Origin of the sequence: Arthrobacter sp. AOP36-A1-22, from assembly GCF_052377615.1 — a bacterium.
Taxonomy (GTDB): domain Bacteria; phylum Actinomycetota; class Actinomycetes; order Actinomycetales; family Micrococcaceae; genus Arthrobacter_H.
Genome location: NZ_JBQSWX010000008.1, coordinates 126711 through 142438 on the forward strand (window position 1 = coordinate 126711; position 15728 = coordinate 142438).

Genomic DNA, 15728 nt, shown 5'->3' on the forward strand with positions numbered 1-15728 from the left:
CCAAGGAGACCGGATGATGACGAGGGGACGTGGAGGCATGACCATGCCGGTGGGGCGTGCCCCGTCCATGCGCGATGTGGCCCAGGCGGCCGGGGTCTCGGCGCAGACCGTGTCGCGGGTGCTCAGCGGGCACCCGCATGTGCAGCCGGCGACCCGGAACCGGGTCATGACGGTGGTCGAGGAGATGGGGTATCGGCGCAACTACACCGCCAGGGCCCTGGTCACCGGTCAAAGCAAGACGTTGGGGGTGCTCACCCTGGCCACGGACTTCTATTCCCGGGCTTCGCTGTCCCTGGGCATCGAGAAGGAGGCCCGCGCCCACGGCTACCTCGTCAACAACACCACCACCGACTCGTTGGCTTCCTCCGCCATCGGCCAGGCCGTCACCCGGCTCGTGGACCAGGGGGTCGATGGGCTGATCATCGCGGTGCCGTTGATCGACGTCGACGAACCCCTGGAACGGATCACCCGCCGGGTTCCCACGGTCACCGTGGACGGTTCGCGGACCTCTGCCGCCGATGTCGTAGCCGTGGACCAGGCCGAAGCGGCCCGGCTGGCCACCCGCCACCTGCTCGAACTGGGGCACCGGACGGTCTGGCATATCGCCGGACCCGATCAATGGTCGGATTCGGCGACAAGGGTCGCCGGCTGGAGGGAGACGTTGCAGGAAGCCGGCTGCGAGGTGCCGCCCGAACTCCACGGTGACTGGACGCCGGAGTCGGGGTACCGCAATGGCCAGTTCCTGGGGCGGATGCCCGAGGTGACCGCAGTGCTGGTCGCCAGCGACGAAATGGCCTTCGGGACACTGCGTGCCTTGCATGAGCTCGGCCGGCGGGTGCCCGAGGATGTGTCGGTGGTGGGAATCGACGACATCGCCCTGGCCGCCTACAGCCAGCCGCCGTTGACCACGATCAGGCAGTCGTTCGAGCAGACCGGGAGGCAGGCGGTGGCCCATCTGATCCGGCAGATGACCCACCCGGAACCGGACCATTCCTCCGAACGGGTGGCCCCGGAACTGATCATCCGCTCCAGTACGGCCCCGCCGCCGGGCAGCTAGTGCCCCCGGTGTTCGGGGACCAGGGTGGAGACGACCTGCAACAGCAGCTCGGGGCTGAATTCCTCCGGCTGGCGGGCCACGTTCACGGCCGCTCCGTAGATGAGTGAGGCCAGGGTGGAACGCAACGCGGGGCCTGACATGCCGGTGCCTTCGACCAGCCGCTCGGTGACCGGCTCCAGGGTGGCCGCGTAGCGGTCCAGTGCGGCGTTGATGGGCGCGCGGTATTCGTCGTGGTGACGCAGGAAATAGAACTGGAAGATCAGGTCGACTTCACCGCGCCGGGCGGGCAGGGCATGGATCTGCTGGGCCACCATCGAAATCAGGGCGGCCCGGGGGGAGAGATCCTCGCCGAAACCGGGCGGGGGACCACCCAGGATGGTCTCCAGCAGGTGGGTCAACAGCGCGTGCAGGAGACCTTCCTTGGACTCGTAATAGAAGTAGACCAGGCCGATCGACAGCCCCGCTTCGGCAGCCACGCTGCGGGAGGTCACCGACTCGATCCCGCCGTCCAGTGCCACCTTTGCGGCGGCGTCCATGATGTCCTTGCGTCGTTCGCCCTCGGGCTTCTTGATTCCCCCCATGGAGCAAGCCTAGCCTTGTCATCCATCGAACGATGGTTCAATGTGGGGTGATGATCGTTGACGCCCACGGAACCGGAGCACCATGCGCCACCCCTTGAAGAATGAGACCGTCCTGATCACCGGTGGAGGCAGCGGCATCGGCCGGCTGTTGGCACTGGGGGCCGCCCGACGCGGAGCCCGCATCGTCATCTGGGACCTGTCGGAAGCCTCCGGACGGACAGTCCGTGACGAGGTGCGGGCGCTGGGGGCCGACGCCGAGGCCTTCGCGGTGGACGTGACCGACCGGGCCGCCGTCCGGGCCACGGCGGAGCAGACCGGCGAGGTCGACGTCGTGGTCAATAATGCCGGCGTCGTCAGCGGCAAACGGCTGCTCGACGCCTCCGAGGAGGCCTTGGAGGCCACGATCCAGGTCAACGTGATGGCCTTGTACTGGGTCACCCGGGCCTTCCTGGGCGGAATGATCGAACGCCGGCACGGCAGTATCGTCACGGTCTCCAGCGCCGCGGGAATGGTGGGGGTGGCGAAGCAGACCGACTATTCGGCCAGCAAGTTCGCGGCCTTCGGATTCGCCGAATCGTTGCGTGTCGAACTGGCCAAGGACGGCACCGGGGTCAACTCCCTGGTGGTCTGCCCCTACTACATTTCCACCGGCATGTTCGAGGGCGTGAAGACCAGGTTCCCGCTGATCCTGCCGATCCTGAAACCCGACTACGTGGTGACCCGGATGCTCGACGCCATCGAGGCGGGCAAGCAGAAGCTCGTCATGCCCCGCGCCGTCCATGCCCTGTCTCCGCTGCGTATCCTGCCGGTGCCGCTCTTCGACAAGGTGGCCAACCTGCTGGGGGTGAACAACACCATGGACGCCTTCGTCGGACGCTCGGGCGGGAAACGGGAGGCAGCTTCGACGGACTCAGCGCAGAGCTGAGATCCCGGCGCGGCTGCAGGGCGGCCTATTCGTCGGCGGTGCGGGGAGCCCGGGAATTGATGGTCCACCATTCGGTGGGTTCGGAAATGGTGAACCGGCGGCCGGTGGTCGAGGTGGGGGTGATGCGGACGAACGCGTCCTTATGCCCCGATTCCCATGGGAAGAGCATCAGCGAGAAACTCTCCACGAGCTCCTCCGTGGACTTGAGCAGTTCGGCGGCACCCTTGAGATTGACGCTCCAGGCGACACCCGTGGACTGGTCAACGCCGTCCACTTCGAAGGCCACCGGGTGATCCCCCAACGCTGCGGAAAGTTTTGTTCCCGCACCGGTGCGAAAAACGACGGTTCCGTGGTCGACGGCGTAGTTGACTGGAAAAATATCCGGGTGGTCCTCCACCCAGACCGCCAAACGGCCCACCGACACGCTGCGAAGCAACGTCCAGCACTCGTTGACCTCGAGGCGTTGTGTGGAGGAACCCTGATCCTTCGTCATGGTCCCGAGCATAGGCTCGGCGGCCGGACTTTGGTAGGGCGGGAGCCGACCCCGGGATCAGGGACCCCGGAGGGCCGTGCGCAGTGCCCTCCAAGCCCCCGTGGACCAGAGGGCCCAGAGCATCAGGACGGGCTGGAAGAACAGGCGGACCAGCCGCGAACCATCACTATCGAGTCCGAACGCGGAGGTACCAGTGACGTATTGGGCGATGTTGCCGGGGAACACCGCAAGGAAGAAGGCCGCAACGGCCCAACCCACCAGAACGCGGCGTCGACGCCAGAACACCAGGGCCGCACCCAAACCGATTTCCACTACTCCGGAGGCCAGGATCACGACATCGGCATCGAGGGGGACCCACTGCGGCACCTGAGCCGTGAATTCCGTGCGGGCGAAACTCAGATGGCTGGTCCCGGCGAAGACCAGGAACGCACCGAGGATGACGGCGCCGACGAATCGGGGCCGTGAGACCTTCCCCGTGGGGCGGGCCACCATGCTTCGGGCCCTCTGCACGAACGGACGCTTCATGACGGAAGGCTAGCAGTGCCGATGTCCGGACCGGGGCCGGGCATGGATACGATCGACTGATGAACGACGTGATGAAGCTGCGTTTCCTAGCGGCCCCCACCGATGTGTCCGAGGACGGCGTGACGGTCCAGGCCGGCCGGATCCTGGAATGGATCGACCAGGCGGGGTACGCCTGTGCGGTCGGATACGCCGGGGGCTATTGCGTCACCGCCTACGTCGGGAACGTGCACTTCACCCGTCCCATCCGCAACGGCGATCTGATCGAGGTCACCGCCCGGATCGTGCATACCGGACGCACCAGCATGCAGGTGGTGGTCACCGTCGACGCCGCGGATGTCAGTGAACGCGAATTCCGGCCCGCGATGGACTGCATTCTGGCTTTCGTCGCCATGGATGAGGACAGCCGACCCAAACCCGTCCAACCGTGGGAGGCCTCCGATCCCGAGGCGGAGCAGCTGGCCCGCTGGGTCGAGGACCGGGTGGAGGCCCGGGCAGCCATCCGCGACCTGATGCGGGCCCAAAAATACACGGAGGCCGGAACGGCCCCGCAGGAGATGTTCAGGTTCCTCGCCTCACCCACCGATGTGAACTGGGGTGGCAACGCCCACGGCGGGATCGTCATGCGCTGGATCGACGAGGTCGCCCGGGCCTGTGCCACGCGCTGGAGCGGACGCGATTCGGTGGCCGTCTACTCGGGTGGCATCCATTTTTTGAACCCCATCCACATCGGAGACGTCGTCGAACTCGAGGCCCGGCTGATCCACACCGGCCCGCACAGCATGCATATCGCGGTACACGTCAGGGCCCGGGACCCGCGCTCGGAGGCCTGGCGGGAAACCACCCGTTGCATGAGCATCTTCGTGTCCCGCGACGAAAGCGGCCATGCCTCCCCGATCCCGCAGTGGGTTCCGGTCACCGAGGAGGACCGGCGGCTTGATGACCATGCGCTGGAACTGATCCTCCGGCGGGCCGAGGTTCCCCCGCTGCAATTCGCCAGCGAACGAAAATACTAGCCCGCGCGGAACCGGTGGCATCCCGGGGTCAGGAGTCGGTGCCGGCCGCCGGCCAGTAATAACTGTCGGGGAGCGTCCGTGGCCCGAAGATCGCCTGGCCCACCCGCACGACCGTTGCGCCTTCGTCGATGGCCCACTCGAAATCCCCGGACATGCCCATGGACAGTTCTTCAAAGGCCGCCGGATCCGGGGCGTCCTGGCGGATCCGATCGCGCAGGGTGCGCAAGGTGGAGAAACAGCGGCGTACCCGCTCCTGGTCGGTGCTGAATGCGGCGAGCGTCATGAGTCCGCGGACCCGCAGGGTACTGAATGCCGGCAATTCGGCGATGAAGCCGGCTGTCTCCTCGGGCTCCATCCCGTATTTGCTGGCTTCGCCGGAGGTGTTCACCTGGACGAAGACGTCCAGACCGCGGCCCTCGCGTTGCAGCCGGCGATCCAGCGCCTCGGCCAGACGCAGGCTGTCCAGGGCCTGGAACTCGCTGGCGAACCGGGCGACGAATTTGGCCTTATTGGTCTGCAGGTGCCCGATCACCGACCATTTGACCTCCTCCAGATCGGACATCGCCTCCCATTTGCGGTGGGCCTCCTGCACCTTGTTCTCACCCAACCACCGGCAGCCGGCGTCGACGGCCAACCGGATATGGGCTTCGTCGATGGTCTTGCTGACCGGCAGGAGGCGAACCTCCCCGGGGGAGCGGCCGGCCCGCCGGGCGGCGGTGGAGATCCGGTCCTGGACGGCGTGGAGATTCCTGGCAAGATCCTCCCGGGTGTCGGCGGGAGGGTAGATGGGGGTGCTCATGGTTGAACCATACGCCCTGGTCCGGGGCTCCACTCAGGCGTCGTCGCGGTAGCGCAGCACCCCGCCGACAGCCGTCGCCCGGACCGGCACATCGCGCAGTTCCGCGGGATCGATCGTGTAGGGGTCGGCTCCGAGGGCGGTGAAATCGGCCAGCATGCCCGGACGCAACCGTCCCTTCAGGTCCTCCTCGCCGGAAGCATGGGCGGCTCCGATGGTGAAACCGGCAATGGCCTCGGCGATGGTGATCCGCTCGCCGGGCTGCCAACCACCGGTGGGTTCGCCATCGGGGCGCTGGCGGGTGACGGCCGCGTGGATGCCGTGCAGGGGGTTGGGGAGTTCGACCGGGGCATCGGAGCCGAAGGCCGGGAACGCGCCGGCATCGATGAGCGAGCGCCAGGCATAGGAGGCCAGATCGCGGCCGGCCAGCAGGGTGGAGGCCAGGGTGATGTCGGTGGGGCAATGCGTGGGTTGCATGGACGGGACGACGCCCAGGCGGACCACCCGGGCGATATCCTCCCGGCGCAGATGTTGGGTGTGTTCGATCCGGTGGCGCAAGGCCCGCGGGGCCGCGGAACCATGCAGCGGATGGAGGGCCAGATCCTGGTAGGCGTCGAGGACGAGCTGGTTGGCCCGGTCCCCGATGGCGTGGGTCGCCACCGCGATGCCGGCACCGGCGGCCCGCCGGACCAGGGCGAGCAGCTCGGGGTAGGGGGTGACCTCGAGCCCGGTGTTCCCGTCGTCACCGGGGAAGGGCGAACCCATGTGGCTGGAGTGGGATCCCAGGGCACCGTCGGAAAAGAGTTTGACCGGCCCGGTCCGCAACCAGGCATCGCCGTAGCCGGTGGCCAGGCCCTCGTCGATGGCCCGGTCCAGAGAGGTCGCCGGAATCGATTTATGCACCCGCAGCCGCAAATCGCCACGCGCGCGCAGTCCCTCGTAGGCGGTGCGGCATTCCTCGCCGTCGAAGTCGTGGACGGCGGTCAGCCCGGCCGCCAGCAACCGCTCCTGGGCGGAGGCGAGCTGGGACTGTAGATCCCCGGCCGCGTCACCGTGCATGATCTCGCTCAGGGGCGCATGCGCTGCCTCCCGGAGGATCCCCGTGGGTTCTCCGTCCGGGGTGCGGATGATCCGACCACCGACCGGATCGGGGGTGGACGCGTCGATGCCGACCAGGGCCAGTGCCGCCGAATTCGCCCAGACCGTATGCCCATCGATGCTGGGCAGGGCTGCCGGATGTGAACCGGTCGCCGAGTCCAGTGCCGCCCGATCGGGCTGGACGGGCACATCCCAGGTATTGAAGTCCCACCGGCCCCCGAAGATCCAGGCCCCCGCCGGCAGCCTCGAGGCGTGGACCCTGATCCTGCCCAGGGCCTCGTCCAGTGAGGAGGTGCCCCGCAGGTCGAGCGCGGCGCTCTCACGGGCGTAGTTGGCCGTGTGGATATGGGCATCGGTGAGCCCGGGGATCACCGTTGCCCCGCCGAGATCAATCGTTTCCAGGGCTCCGGTGGCCTGGCCCCGGAGATCCTCCGGGGTGCCCACCGCGATGATGTGCTCGCCGCGTGCCAGCAACGCCGTCGCCCGGGGATATCCATCCCACTGCGTGTGGAAGGTGGCGTTCACGTACAGGCGTTGCTCAAGCATTCACGGGTCCTTTGCAGAAGATCACAGGTCAACGCAGGTGATCACGTCGGCTGATGCCCGGATGGACCCCTGCGTCCTGCGGCCACTCTAGGGCAGGGCCGGGTGTTTGCCGGGGCCGGGCCCACCGCGACGACGGGTAGCCCTGTGCCGCGCTCGCCGACGGTCGTAGACTCCAGCATGGAGGAGGGGCATGATGGCGATCCCCCGGGAAACACCGGTGAACGACGACGGCTTGCTGGAGGTTGGCGGCGTGGTCTTCTATTGGCGCGGGCCGGCACCCTTCTATTATCTGCGGGTCCCCGAGGAGGCGGCAGCCTACATCCATGACGTCGCCTCCCAGGTCACCTATGGGTGGGGGATGATCCCGGTGGCCGCGAAAATCGGTTCCACCCGCTTCACCACGGCTCTATTTCCGAAGGACGGTGGCTATCTGGTTCCGCTGAAGACGGCGGTCCGGCAGGCGGAGGGGATCGACCTCGACGAGGAGGTCACCGTGGAGCTCGAGCTCGGGGGGACCTGAAGGCCCGGGCACGGAAACGGGCCGTGGGCGATGAACCCACGACCCGCCGCCGTTCCTTAGGCAACCGGTGAAAACCGGCACCGACGCTACTTCTTCGAGGATCCCTTGGCCTTGGCGGCAGCACCCTTCTCGGTGCGGGCCCCGGCGTCGGCCAGATCGCCGTCGCTGTTCTCCACGTGGGAGCGCAGGAACCACTGGAAGAGTTCGAGTTCGCCGACCTGACCGATCAACAGGTCTTCGGTGATGGGGTCCAACGCCCCGACGATCCCGATGGCCTTGCGGTGGCTCTCGATGATCCCGGTGTAGACGACGTCCAGGGCAGCCAGGTGCGCGGTGGTTCCGGCGCGGCCGATCTCGTAGTCATTCCAGGGACGGGCCGCGACGAGGGCCCCGGGGAGCCCGTTGGGGGAGACCCCGAGGGTGGCCATGCGCTCGGCGAGGGTGTCGATCATGCCGCGAACGGTGTCGATCTGCGGGTCGAGCATCTCGTGGACGCCGATGAAATCGCGGCCGACGACGTTCCAGTGGGCATGTTTGAGGGTCAGCTGCAGGTCGTTCAGCGCGTGGAGGCGCATCTGCAGGGTCTCGCCGACCTGGTGGCCGTCCTTGAGGCTCAGGCCCGGGACGGTGTAGGTGGCGTTCTTCTTGTTCTTCGTAGCCATGGTTCTGCTTCCTTCCATTGACGGGTACTGCGGGCTCCTCGGCGGACTCAGGCCGCCAGCTCGTTCTCGATCGCTGCGGTGAACGCATCCAGATCCCCGGGGTTCCGGGAGGTGATCAGGGTCCAGCCTTCCGCCGGGCAGCGGAAGACCTCCTGGTCCTTCCAGGTGCCGCCGGAGTTTTCGACATCCGTTCTGATCGAGAGATACGAGGTGAGCGTCTTGCCGCGGGTCAGACCGGTCTCCACCAACAGCCACGGACCGTGGCAGATCGAGGCGACGGGGCGGGACGCTGCGGCGAAGGACTTCGCGAGGCGTTGGGCCTCGTCATCCAGACGCAGGGCGTCGGCATTGAGCGTGCCACCGGGCAACAGCAGCAGGTCGTAGTCGGCAGCCTCCACGTCCGCGAGGGTGGCATCGACCGGAACCCGGTCTCCGGGTTCCCAATCACTGACGAGGGTTTCGATCTCGCCGGGTTTCGGCGCGGCGACGGTGACCTCTGCTCCGGCGGCGCGCAGCCGCTGCAGCGGAACCGTGAGCTCGTCCTGCTCGACGCCGCGGTTCGAGACCGCGACGAGGATCTTCCTGCCGTTCAGGTTGGCCATGATTGATGCTCCTTTCGAAGGGGAGTCACTGGGTCCAACCCTTCCACTGCTCCGGTGCGCTGGCAAGGTGGAATATCCTGCCTTGGCGTCAGGCTGGATCCGCGGGCTTTGCGCGGGGATTCCGTGGCGCGAAGGGAGCTTGGGACTGCCGCTTTGCGGTGACGAGCCGGTAACAGAAGACGGTTTTATGCCGAAATGGCCCCCCGATCGGAAATACGTGGCTACGGTGGGACTGGACGACGCAGCCCTTCGGGCCGCGTCGAAAGTCTTACCGGAGCCAGTGTGAAGAGGGTCTGAACATGTGGGAATTCGTCGGCGATAGATACCGCCAAATACTCTTTGACTCCTGGCAGCACTTCAGCCTGGTCGTCCAATGCCTGATCCTCGCGACGGTCATCGCCATCGTCCTGGCGGCCCTGGTCTACCGGAGCAAGGCAGCCAGCGGGGCAGCCAACAGCATTTCCGCCATCGGCCTGACCATCCCGTCGTTCGCGCTGATCGGCCTGCTCATCGCCCCCATGGGCTTCGGTGTCGCCCCCGCCGTCGTGGTCGTGACGTTCTTCGCCGCCTTGCCGATCCTGCGCAACTCGGTGGTTGGCCTGGCCGGCATCCCGCCGTCCGTCGTCGAATCGGCCCGCGGCATCGGCATGAGCCGCTTCCGCACCCTGGCCACGGTGGAGATCCCCATGGCGTGGCCCGTCATCCTGGCCGGCGTGCGCGTCTCGGCGCAGATGGTCATGGGGATCGCCGCCATCGCCGCCTACTCCCTGGGTCCCGGCCTGGGCGGGTTCATTTTTTCCGGTCTGTCCCGGCTCGGGGGCGCCAACGCGCTCGAGTCGGTCGTCGTCGGCGTCGTCGGCGTCATCCTGTTGGCCCTCATCCTCGACCTGCTGCTTGTCGGCATTGGTCGGCTCACCACACCGCGAGGTATCCGTGTCTGATTTGAAACCAACCACCCAAGGCTCCGAGAACGGCGTCACGGGCGCCGCCATCCTGCTCGAGGAAGTCACCAAGCGCTATCCCGGCCAGGCCACACCGGCCGTGGGCGGGCTGACCCTGGAGATCCCCGCCGGGTCGATCGTCATGTTCGTCGGCCCATCGGGCTGTGGCAAGACCACGACCCTGAAGATGATCAACCGGCTCATCGAACCCACCGGCGGCGGCATCGTCATCAACGACCAGGACGTCACCGCGATGGACGGGGACAAGCTCCGTCGGCAGATCGGCTACGTCATCCAGGCCGGCGGCCTCTTCCCGCATATGACGGTGGCGACCAACATCGGCCTGGTGCCCAAGATGCTCGGCTGGACCAAGCAGCGCATCGCCGACCGCGTGGATGAACTGCTCGAACTCGTCTCCCTGGACCCCGATACCTACCGCGACCGCTACCCGAAGGAACTTTCCGGCGGGCAGCAGCAGCGCATCGGGGGTGGCTCGCGCCCTGGCCGCCGACCCGCCCATCCTGCTGATGGACGAGCCCTTCGGCGCCGTGGACCCGATCACCCGTCAGCGGCTGCAGGACGAACTGATCAACATCCAGTCCGAACTCCAGAAGACCATCGTCTGCGTCACCCACGACTTCGACGAGGCCGTGAAGCTCGGTGACTGGATCGCCGTGTTCGACGAGGGGGCGCATCTGGTGCAGTACGACTCCCCGGAGCGCATCCTGGCCAACCCGGCCAACGAATTCGTGGAGAACTTCATCGGTTCCGGCGCCGGGCTCAAGCAGCTCACGCTCAACCGCGTGGAGGACGTGAAATTGGAGGAAGCGGTCACCGCGGTCGCCGGTGACACGGTCTCCGATGTCCTCTCGCGCCTGCAGGGGGAGGGGAAGAAGAACGTGGTGGTGCTCGATTCACGCGAACGCCCCGCGCAATGGCTGTCCCGACGCGAGCTGAGCCGCATGGACGTCATCACCGACCAGATCGATCCCGACCTCGCGGTGGTTTCGGACCGTTCGACCCTCAATGACGCCCTGGACGTCATGCTGGTCAACAGCGTCAGTGCCGCGTTGGTGGTCGGCAGACGCGATGTCTTCCGTGGCCTGGTCACCGTGGACACGGTCATGGAGTCCATCCATGCGGCCCAGGAAGCGGCCAGGGACGATGCCGCTTCCCCGGTGGGCCTGAACAGCGGCGCCATCCCGACAGCATCTGTGGATGCAGCGGTCGCGGCGTCCGGGCGGAGCAACGCGTCGCGGACTGATGACGATGAAGCACCCGGCGAGCCGCAGGATGGTGGCCAACCATGAGCTCCCTGGAGACCACCACGGGCGCGGACGCCGGTGCCGTCGGCGAGGCGTCCCGGGCGGTGGATGGAGGCATGGCCAAGGCGCTCTGGTGGCAGCTGGCCGGCATTGCCATCGCCTTCCTGCTGCTCATCGGTTGGCTGGGACTGAGCGATTTGAGCGCGACGGAAAAAGCGACCCTCGATCCCGGCGAACTGTGGGGGTACACCCTCGAGCACCTCAAGCTCACCATCGTGGCGGCCGTCATCGTGCTGGTCATCGCCCTCCCGCTGGGCGTGCTGCTCACCCGGGGGCCGCTGCGCAAATTTAGCGGCCCGGTGATGGCCGTGGCCAACATCGGCCAGGCGGCACCGGCCATCGGTCTGGTCGTGTTGCTGGCCTTTTGGTTGGGTTTCGGCTTCAACGCTGCAGTGGTCTCGCTGGTCGCCTATGCGATCCTTCCCGTCCTGCGCAACACGATGGTTGGACTCAGCCAGGTCGACGAGCGGCTCATCGAGGCAGGACGCGGCATGGGCATGAGCTCCAGTGCCGTGCTGTTCAAGGTGGAACTGCCGTTGGCCGTACCGGTGATGCTTGCGGGCATCCGCACCGCACTGGTCCTGCTGGTGGGGACCGCGACGCTGGCTGCCTTCATCAACGGTGGCGGACTGGGAATCCTGATCGTCACCGGTGTCAACCTCAACCTCAGCACCGTGCTGGTGGCCGGCTCGCTGCTGGTGGCCCTGCTGGCGCTGGTCATTGACTGGCTGGGACGGCTCGTCGAGCATGTTGCCCGCCCGAAGGGACTCTAGAAATGGCTGTTCATTTCCCCGCCCGGGGCCCGCGGCGCCCCGCGGCCAGACGGCGCGTCCATGCGGCCGCCGCCGCCCTTGCCGTGGGTTCCCTGCTGGCCGGTTGCGGGCTGCAGCCGGCTGCGTCCTATGTCCCCAAGGCCGATCCGGGGATCATCGAACCTGCCGAGGGGTTGCCCGACGATGCCTCGCTGGTGGTGACCGCGAAGAACTACACCGAGGCGCTGACGCTGGGCAAGATGGCCGTGCTGGCCGCCACCGCGGCGGGGTTCAAGGTCACCGACCTGTCCAATGTCCCGGGCAGCCAGCCCTTCCGTGATCTGTTGGTCTCCGGCAAGGCCGACATGGGCTGGGACTACACCGGCACCGGATGGATCATCTACATGGGCCACGAGGAGGGCATCCCCGATAAGGAGAAGCAGTGGCAGGCCGTCCATGACGAGGACCTGGGCAACGGCCTGACCTGGGGCCGGCCCTCGCCCGAGAACAACACCTATTCCTTTGCGGTGCGCAAGGACGCGGTGAAAGACCTAGGCGGGATCAGCAAGATGTCCCAGATTGCCAAGCTGCCGGTGAAGGACCGCACGTTCTGCGTGGAGTCCGAGTTCAATTCACGGTCCGATGGCTTCAATCCCTGGCTGAAGGACTACGGGATGAAGCGTGGGGACGCGAAAGGGGTGCCCGATGACAACATCGGCATCTACGACACCGGTGCCGTCTACTCGGCCACCGCCAACGGCGACTGCAACTTTGGCGAGGTCTTCACGACCGATGGGCGGATCGATGCGTTGGACCTGGTGGTCCTGGAGGACGACCGCAAGTTCTTCCCGGCCTACAACCTCGCCCCGGTCATCAGTACAGAGACCCTCGAGGAATACCCGCAGCTGGCAGATGTCTTCGCGGAGGTCTCCTCCCGGCTCGATGACGAGGTCATGCGTGGCCTGAACCTCAAGGTCGACGTCAACGGCGAGGAACCTGCCGATGTCGCCTACGACTGGATGGTCTCGGAAGGACTGATCACCGAACCTCAGTAGCCCTGTTCTGGCCGCCGGGCAAGCTCGGCAGCGACCGGGGGATGAGGACTAGGGTGGGTGGACCAAACTCTCGAGGGCAAGGAGCGAACCATGGGTCGGATCCAGGACAAGGTAGCAGTCATCACCGGAGGAGCCAGCGGCATCGGGCTGGCGGCAGCGAAGTTGTTCGCCGCCGAAGGAGCCAAGGTCGTCATCGGGGACCTGAAGCCAGAACAGGCCGAGGCCGCGGCTGCGGAGATCACCGCCGACGGCGGTACTGCCATCGGGGTGGCGGTCGACGCGATGGACGAGGCCTCGCTGACCGGGCTGGTCGACACCGCAGTCTCGACGTTCGGGGCCCTGCACATCATGTGCAACCACGTCGGGGGCAGCAACCCAAAGAAGGACCTGGACCTGCTGCGCCTGGACATGGATGAATTCGACCGGACGATGAAGCTGAACGTGCGCAGCACCGTGGTCGGTTCGCGGGCCGCCCTTCCGCATATCATTGCCGCAGGAGGCGGGTCGATCATCAACACCGCGTCCGTCGGAGGGCTCTCCGGGGACTTCCTGCAGGTCTCCTACGGCACGGCGAAGGCCGCGGTGATCCGGCTGACCGAATACATGGCCACGCAGTACGGGGCACAGAACGTACGCTGCAACTCCATTGCCCCGGGCGCCATCATGACCCCCGCGCTGCGAGACAACCTGCCCCAGGAGGCCATTGAGTCCATCCGCGGACATAATGCCCTGCCCTACATCGGTGCCGCGGAGGACATCGCCCAGGCGATGCTGTACCTGGCCTCCGAGGAGTCCCGCTACGTCACCGGGCAGTGCCTAGTGGTCGACGGCGGCATGTCCAGCCACTCATCGATCGCCGAGGACCGCCGCTCGCTGCTGCCCGACACCCCGGGGCAGTAGCTCTGTTCGTGACTTCCTCGGCCGGTGACGTCGACTTTGTGTCCTGGCCTGAAGGCCGGACATGCGGCTCCCAGCGAATCGAAAGTTCACTAAGTCGAGGTCGTGGAGACTGAGCATGAATAAGGAAAGGTCGTTCCGTCTCGTTGGCGCCTCCGGACTCTTCGCTTGCGGAAAGCTCGGCGCACACCGGCAGTTCATCTGACGAGCTCAGGCTGATCGCGATGTGGTAGATAGTCCCGAGCCAACCGCGCCGTCGGGTGAAGGTCGACCTCAGCGGCTCTCCAGTGGTCCCTGAAGGCCATGCAATCCTGCTGTCAGAGCTTCGGTGAATGAAGCCCGCTGGGTATCACTTTTGACCGGCCACCCGGGGATTTCTGCTTGGCCAAAGTCTCGGGCGAAGAGCTCGAGTGGTGAGCAAGACCACGTGTCGTCGAGTTCTGCCGCACGCTCGGTGCCTAGATGTTCGCGTACGTCTAGACCCAGAAGGTGAATGGCAGCTCGGTCGGCTTCCAGATCATAGGCGAGGAGTACGTCCCGTCCTTGCTTGCTTTCGTAGAGGCGGTCTTGGATTGCTGCGGATTTTTGATACCAAAAGGCCGGAACTGATAAATCGGAGGCATCTTTGGTCTCGTGTGATGGTGCACGATCAGTCCATGCCTTCATTTTGAGCGCCGTGTAGCCCGCGGGGTGTGGAACACTAACGGTTGCTCCACAGGGCAAAGTCAGAGGAGTTGCTTGTTCAAAGACTTCTCTAAACCCGAAGACGGCCACGCTTTCTTTGCGGGGTGAAGGGGTTGAACTGCCTGTTGGATTCTCGATGTCTCCGAAAGGCATGAGATCCACCGGAAGTGAACGGATACAGTACCGAATTCCGGTATCGCCTGTAGGTTCGAGGTGAGATACCAGATCGTCGAATGCATCCCAGGACGCCAGTGTCAGTGCCACATCGATATCGCTGGTACTGCGTAGAGCGAAGGTGTGCTTGTGTGCGCTGTGCAGAATGTCGCGGCTAACAGCACCAATCAGCATTATATCTGCGGGATTGATGTTGCTGATATTGAGAATTTCTTCAACGACCGTGTTAGGCAGGTCGAAGAGGCGTCGATCAGTGCACGATAGATCGAACATCTTGCTCCAATAGCCTTGCCACTTCTCGTTGCCGCGGCTCTCGTGATGCGAGGAGGTCGGCATATGTCAGGAGGAGGGGTGTTTGCCGTGGAGCCAAGTCCGTGGGGTTCTCCCAAAATGCTCGTCGGATGTATATGTTGGGAGAGCGACCGGCCTTCCACCGATGCCTGATAGCTACAGTAGGGTCAAACTTCGGCGTGTAAAGAACCAACGTTGTTGGTTTTATCCAACGTGTCACAGCCGATTCGCCGCCGAGAAGTAGTTCGTCATCTCCGGGTGATGTGCCAAAATTCGAAATCTCACCTTCCAATTGGGCGAGGCTCAGTTTTGTTCCTAATCCAGTGGAGTAAGCCGCCAGCCACATATCTAATAGTTCGTCGCCGTGGGTGAGCGCGGAGCCTACAACGTAGCCGCTATTTTCGAGTTCTTTGATCGTTGCTTGTGCGGTTCCGGTGGAAACGCCTGCTGCGCGGGCGATTCTGCGCACGGGTTGTTGAATTAGTATGGGCCAGCATAGGAGAGCAAAGACGACTTGTGCGCGCCGTGGCGACAACAGGTTGATTGGTGCAACCGCGTCCGTGCGTGGCGAAAAGCTTGATTCGCTGGGTTGTCGTCCTCGGATATCGAGGTGAACACCGGGGAAATCAAAATAGGCATTTCCGGAGGCGTCGAGGTACTGAATACCAAGGTTGCGAAAGGCTGAGGCGCTTCGTTCATTCATGTACTCGGCAAGCACGGTGACGTCGCGGCTATCCTTGGAAATTGGGGTGCGTAGTTGGTAGTACTCCGTTAGCGTGCCGGTCCCTAGA

General features: G+C 65.4%; 17 protein-coding genes and 1 pseudogene. 9 read left to right on the forward strand and 9 right to left on the reverse strand.

The window, feature by feature from the left end:
* Nucleotides 1-13: 13 nt before the first annotated feature.
* Complete coding sequence (locus ACT3S2_RS07235; protein WP_444554105.1) at nt 14-1057, forward strand: LacI family DNA-binding transcriptional regulator; 1044 nt, start codon at nt 14-16, stop codon at nt 1055-1057.
* On the opposite strand, the gene ACT3S2_RS07240 is transcribed toward ACT3S2_RS07235, so the two are convergent.
* On the reverse strand, nt 1054-1638 hold the full coding sequence (locus ACT3S2_RS07240; protein ID WP_444554104.1) for a TetR/AcrR family transcriptional regulator: 585 nt from the start codon (nt 1636-1638) through the stop codon (nt 1054-1056). The two genes, ACT3S2_RS07235 and ACT3S2_RS07240, sit on opposite strands and share 4 nt — an antisense overlap.
* A gap of 94 nt (nt 1639-1732) precedes the next feature.
* On the opposite strand from ACT3S2_RS07240, the gene ACT3S2_RS07245 reads away from it, so the two are divergent.
* Nucleotides 1733-2563, forward strand: coding sequence for an SDR family oxidoreductase (locus ACT3S2_RS07245; RefSeq protein WP_444561455.1), 831 nt, complete (start codon nt 1733-1735; stop codon nt 2561-2563).
* Between the two features lie 25 nt (nt 2564-2588).
* Here ACT3S2_RS07245 and ACT3S2_RS07250 read toward each other — a convergent pair whose 3' ends face one another.
* Complete coding sequence (locus tag ACT3S2_RS07250) at nt 2589-3056, reverse strand: pyridoxamine 5'-phosphate oxidase family protein (protein WP_443383074.1); 468 nt, start codon at nt 3054-3056, stop codon at nt 2589-2591.
* Between the two features lie 57 nt (nt 3057-3113).
* The gene (locus ACT3S2_RS07255; protein WP_443383076.1) at nt 3114-3581 is read right to left on the reverse strand and encodes a DoxX family protein; all 468 of its coding nucleotides are present in this window, start codon (nt 3579-3581) and stop codon (nt 3114-3116) included.
* A 59-nt stretch (nt 3582-3640) separates the two neighbouring features.
* Between ACT3S2_RS07255 and ACT3S2_RS07260 the strand changes: the two genes are divergently transcribed.
* The gene (locus tag ACT3S2_RS07260; RefSeq protein WP_444554102.1) at nt 3641-4594 is read left to right on the forward strand and encodes an acyl-CoA thioesterase; all 954 of its coding nucleotides are present in this window, start codon (nt 3641-3643) and stop codon (nt 4592-4594) included.
* Between the two features lie 28 nt (nt 4595-4622).
* On the opposite strand, the gene ACT3S2_RS07265 is transcribed toward ACT3S2_RS07260, so the two are convergent.
* Both ACT3S2_RS07265 and ACT3S2_RS07270 read right to left on the reverse strand, forming a co-directional pair.
* A complete protein-coding gene (locus ACT3S2_RS07265) occupies nt 4623-5393 on the reverse strand; it encodes a YggS family pyridoxal phosphate-dependent enzyme (protein ID WP_443383082.1) in 771 nt (256 codons plus the stop codon).
* 33 nt (nt 5394-5426) lie between these two features.
* A complete protein-coding gene (locus ACT3S2_RS07270) occupies nt 5427-7034 on the reverse strand; it encodes an amidohydrolase (RefSeq protein WP_444554101.1) in 1608 nt (535 codons plus the stop codon).
* A gap of 190 nt (nt 7035-7224) precedes the next feature.
* Between ACT3S2_RS07270 and ACT3S2_RS07275 the strand changes: the two genes are divergently transcribed.
* Nucleotides 7225-7554, forward strand: a complete 330-nt coding sequence (locus ACT3S2_RS07275; RefSeq protein ID WP_444554100.1) for a DUF1905 domain-containing protein — start codon at nt 7225-7227, stop codon at nt 7552-7554.
* A gap of 86 nt (nt 7555-7640) precedes the next feature.
* On the opposite strand, the gene ACT3S2_RS07280 is transcribed toward ACT3S2_RS07275, so the two are convergent.
* Nucleotides 7641-8216, reverse strand: a complete 576-nt coding sequence (locus tag ACT3S2_RS07280; protein ID WP_443383091.1) for a Dps family protein — start codon at nt 8214-8216, stop codon at nt 7641-7643.
* A gap of 47 nt (nt 8217-8263) precedes the next feature.
* A complete protein-coding gene (locus tag ACT3S2_RS07285) occupies nt 8264-8818 on the reverse strand; it encodes a type 1 glutamine amidotransferase domain-containing protein (RefSeq protein ID WP_443383093.1) in 555 nt (184 codons plus the stop codon).
* Between the two features lie 299 nt (nt 8819-9117).
* On the opposite strand from ACT3S2_RS07285, the gene ACT3S2_RS07290 reads away from it, so the two are divergent.
* The 5 genes and pseudogenes from ACT3S2_RS07290 to ACT3S2_RS07310 all read left to right on the forward strand — a co-directional run bounded on the left by ACT3S2_RS07290 (nt 9118) and on the right by ACT3S2_RS07310 (nt 13791).
* Nucleotides 9118-9759 (forward strand): ABC transporter permease, encoded by a 642-nt coding sequence (locus tag ACT3S2_RS07290; protein ID WP_444554099.1) that lies wholly within the window; start codon nt 9118-9120, stop codon nt 9757-9759.
* Nucleotides 9752-11069, forward strand: a pseudogene (locus ACT3S2_RS07295) (ABC transporter ATP-binding protein). Before ACT3S2_RS07290 ends, ACT3S2_RS07295 begins: the two are co-directional and overlap by 8 nt.
* Nucleotides 11070-11140: 71 nt before the next feature.
* Complete coding sequence (locus ACT3S2_RS07300; RefSeq protein ID WP_443383228.1) at nt 11141-11857, forward strand: ABC transporter permease; 717 nt, start codon at nt 11141-11143, stop codon at nt 11855-11857.
* Between the two features lie 2 nt (nt 11858-11859).
* Entirely contained in the window at nt 11860-12891 is a 1032-nt protein-coding gene (locus ACT3S2_RS07305) for a glycine betaine ABC transporter substrate-binding protein (RefSeq protein ID WP_444554098.1), read from the forward strand.
* Between the two features lie 90 nt (nt 12892-12981).
* Nucleotides 12982-13791 carry an SDR family NAD(P)-dependent oxidoreductase gene (locus ACT3S2_RS07310; protein WP_444561456.1) on the forward strand — a complete coding sequence of 270 codons (810 nt, stop codon included), beginning with the start codon at nt 12982-12984 and terminating at the stop codon, nt 13789-13791.
* A 270-nt stretch (nt 13792-14061) separates the two neighbouring features.
* Here ACT3S2_RS07310 and ACT3S2_RS07315 read toward each other — a convergent pair whose 3' ends face one another.
* Nucleotides 14062-14919 carry a hypothetical protein gene (locus ACT3S2_RS07315; protein ID WP_444561457.1) on the reverse strand — a complete coding sequence of 286 codons (858 nt, stop codon included), beginning with the start codon at nt 14917-14919 and terminating at the stop codon, nt 14062-14064.
* Nucleotides 14897-15728 (reverse strand): type IV toxin-antitoxin system AbiEi family antitoxin (locus tag ACT3S2_RS07320; protein WP_444561458.1); only part of this gene is annotated, 832 nt, incomplete at its 5' end. The genes ACT3S2_RS07315 and ACT3S2_RS07320, both read right to left, overlap by 23 nt.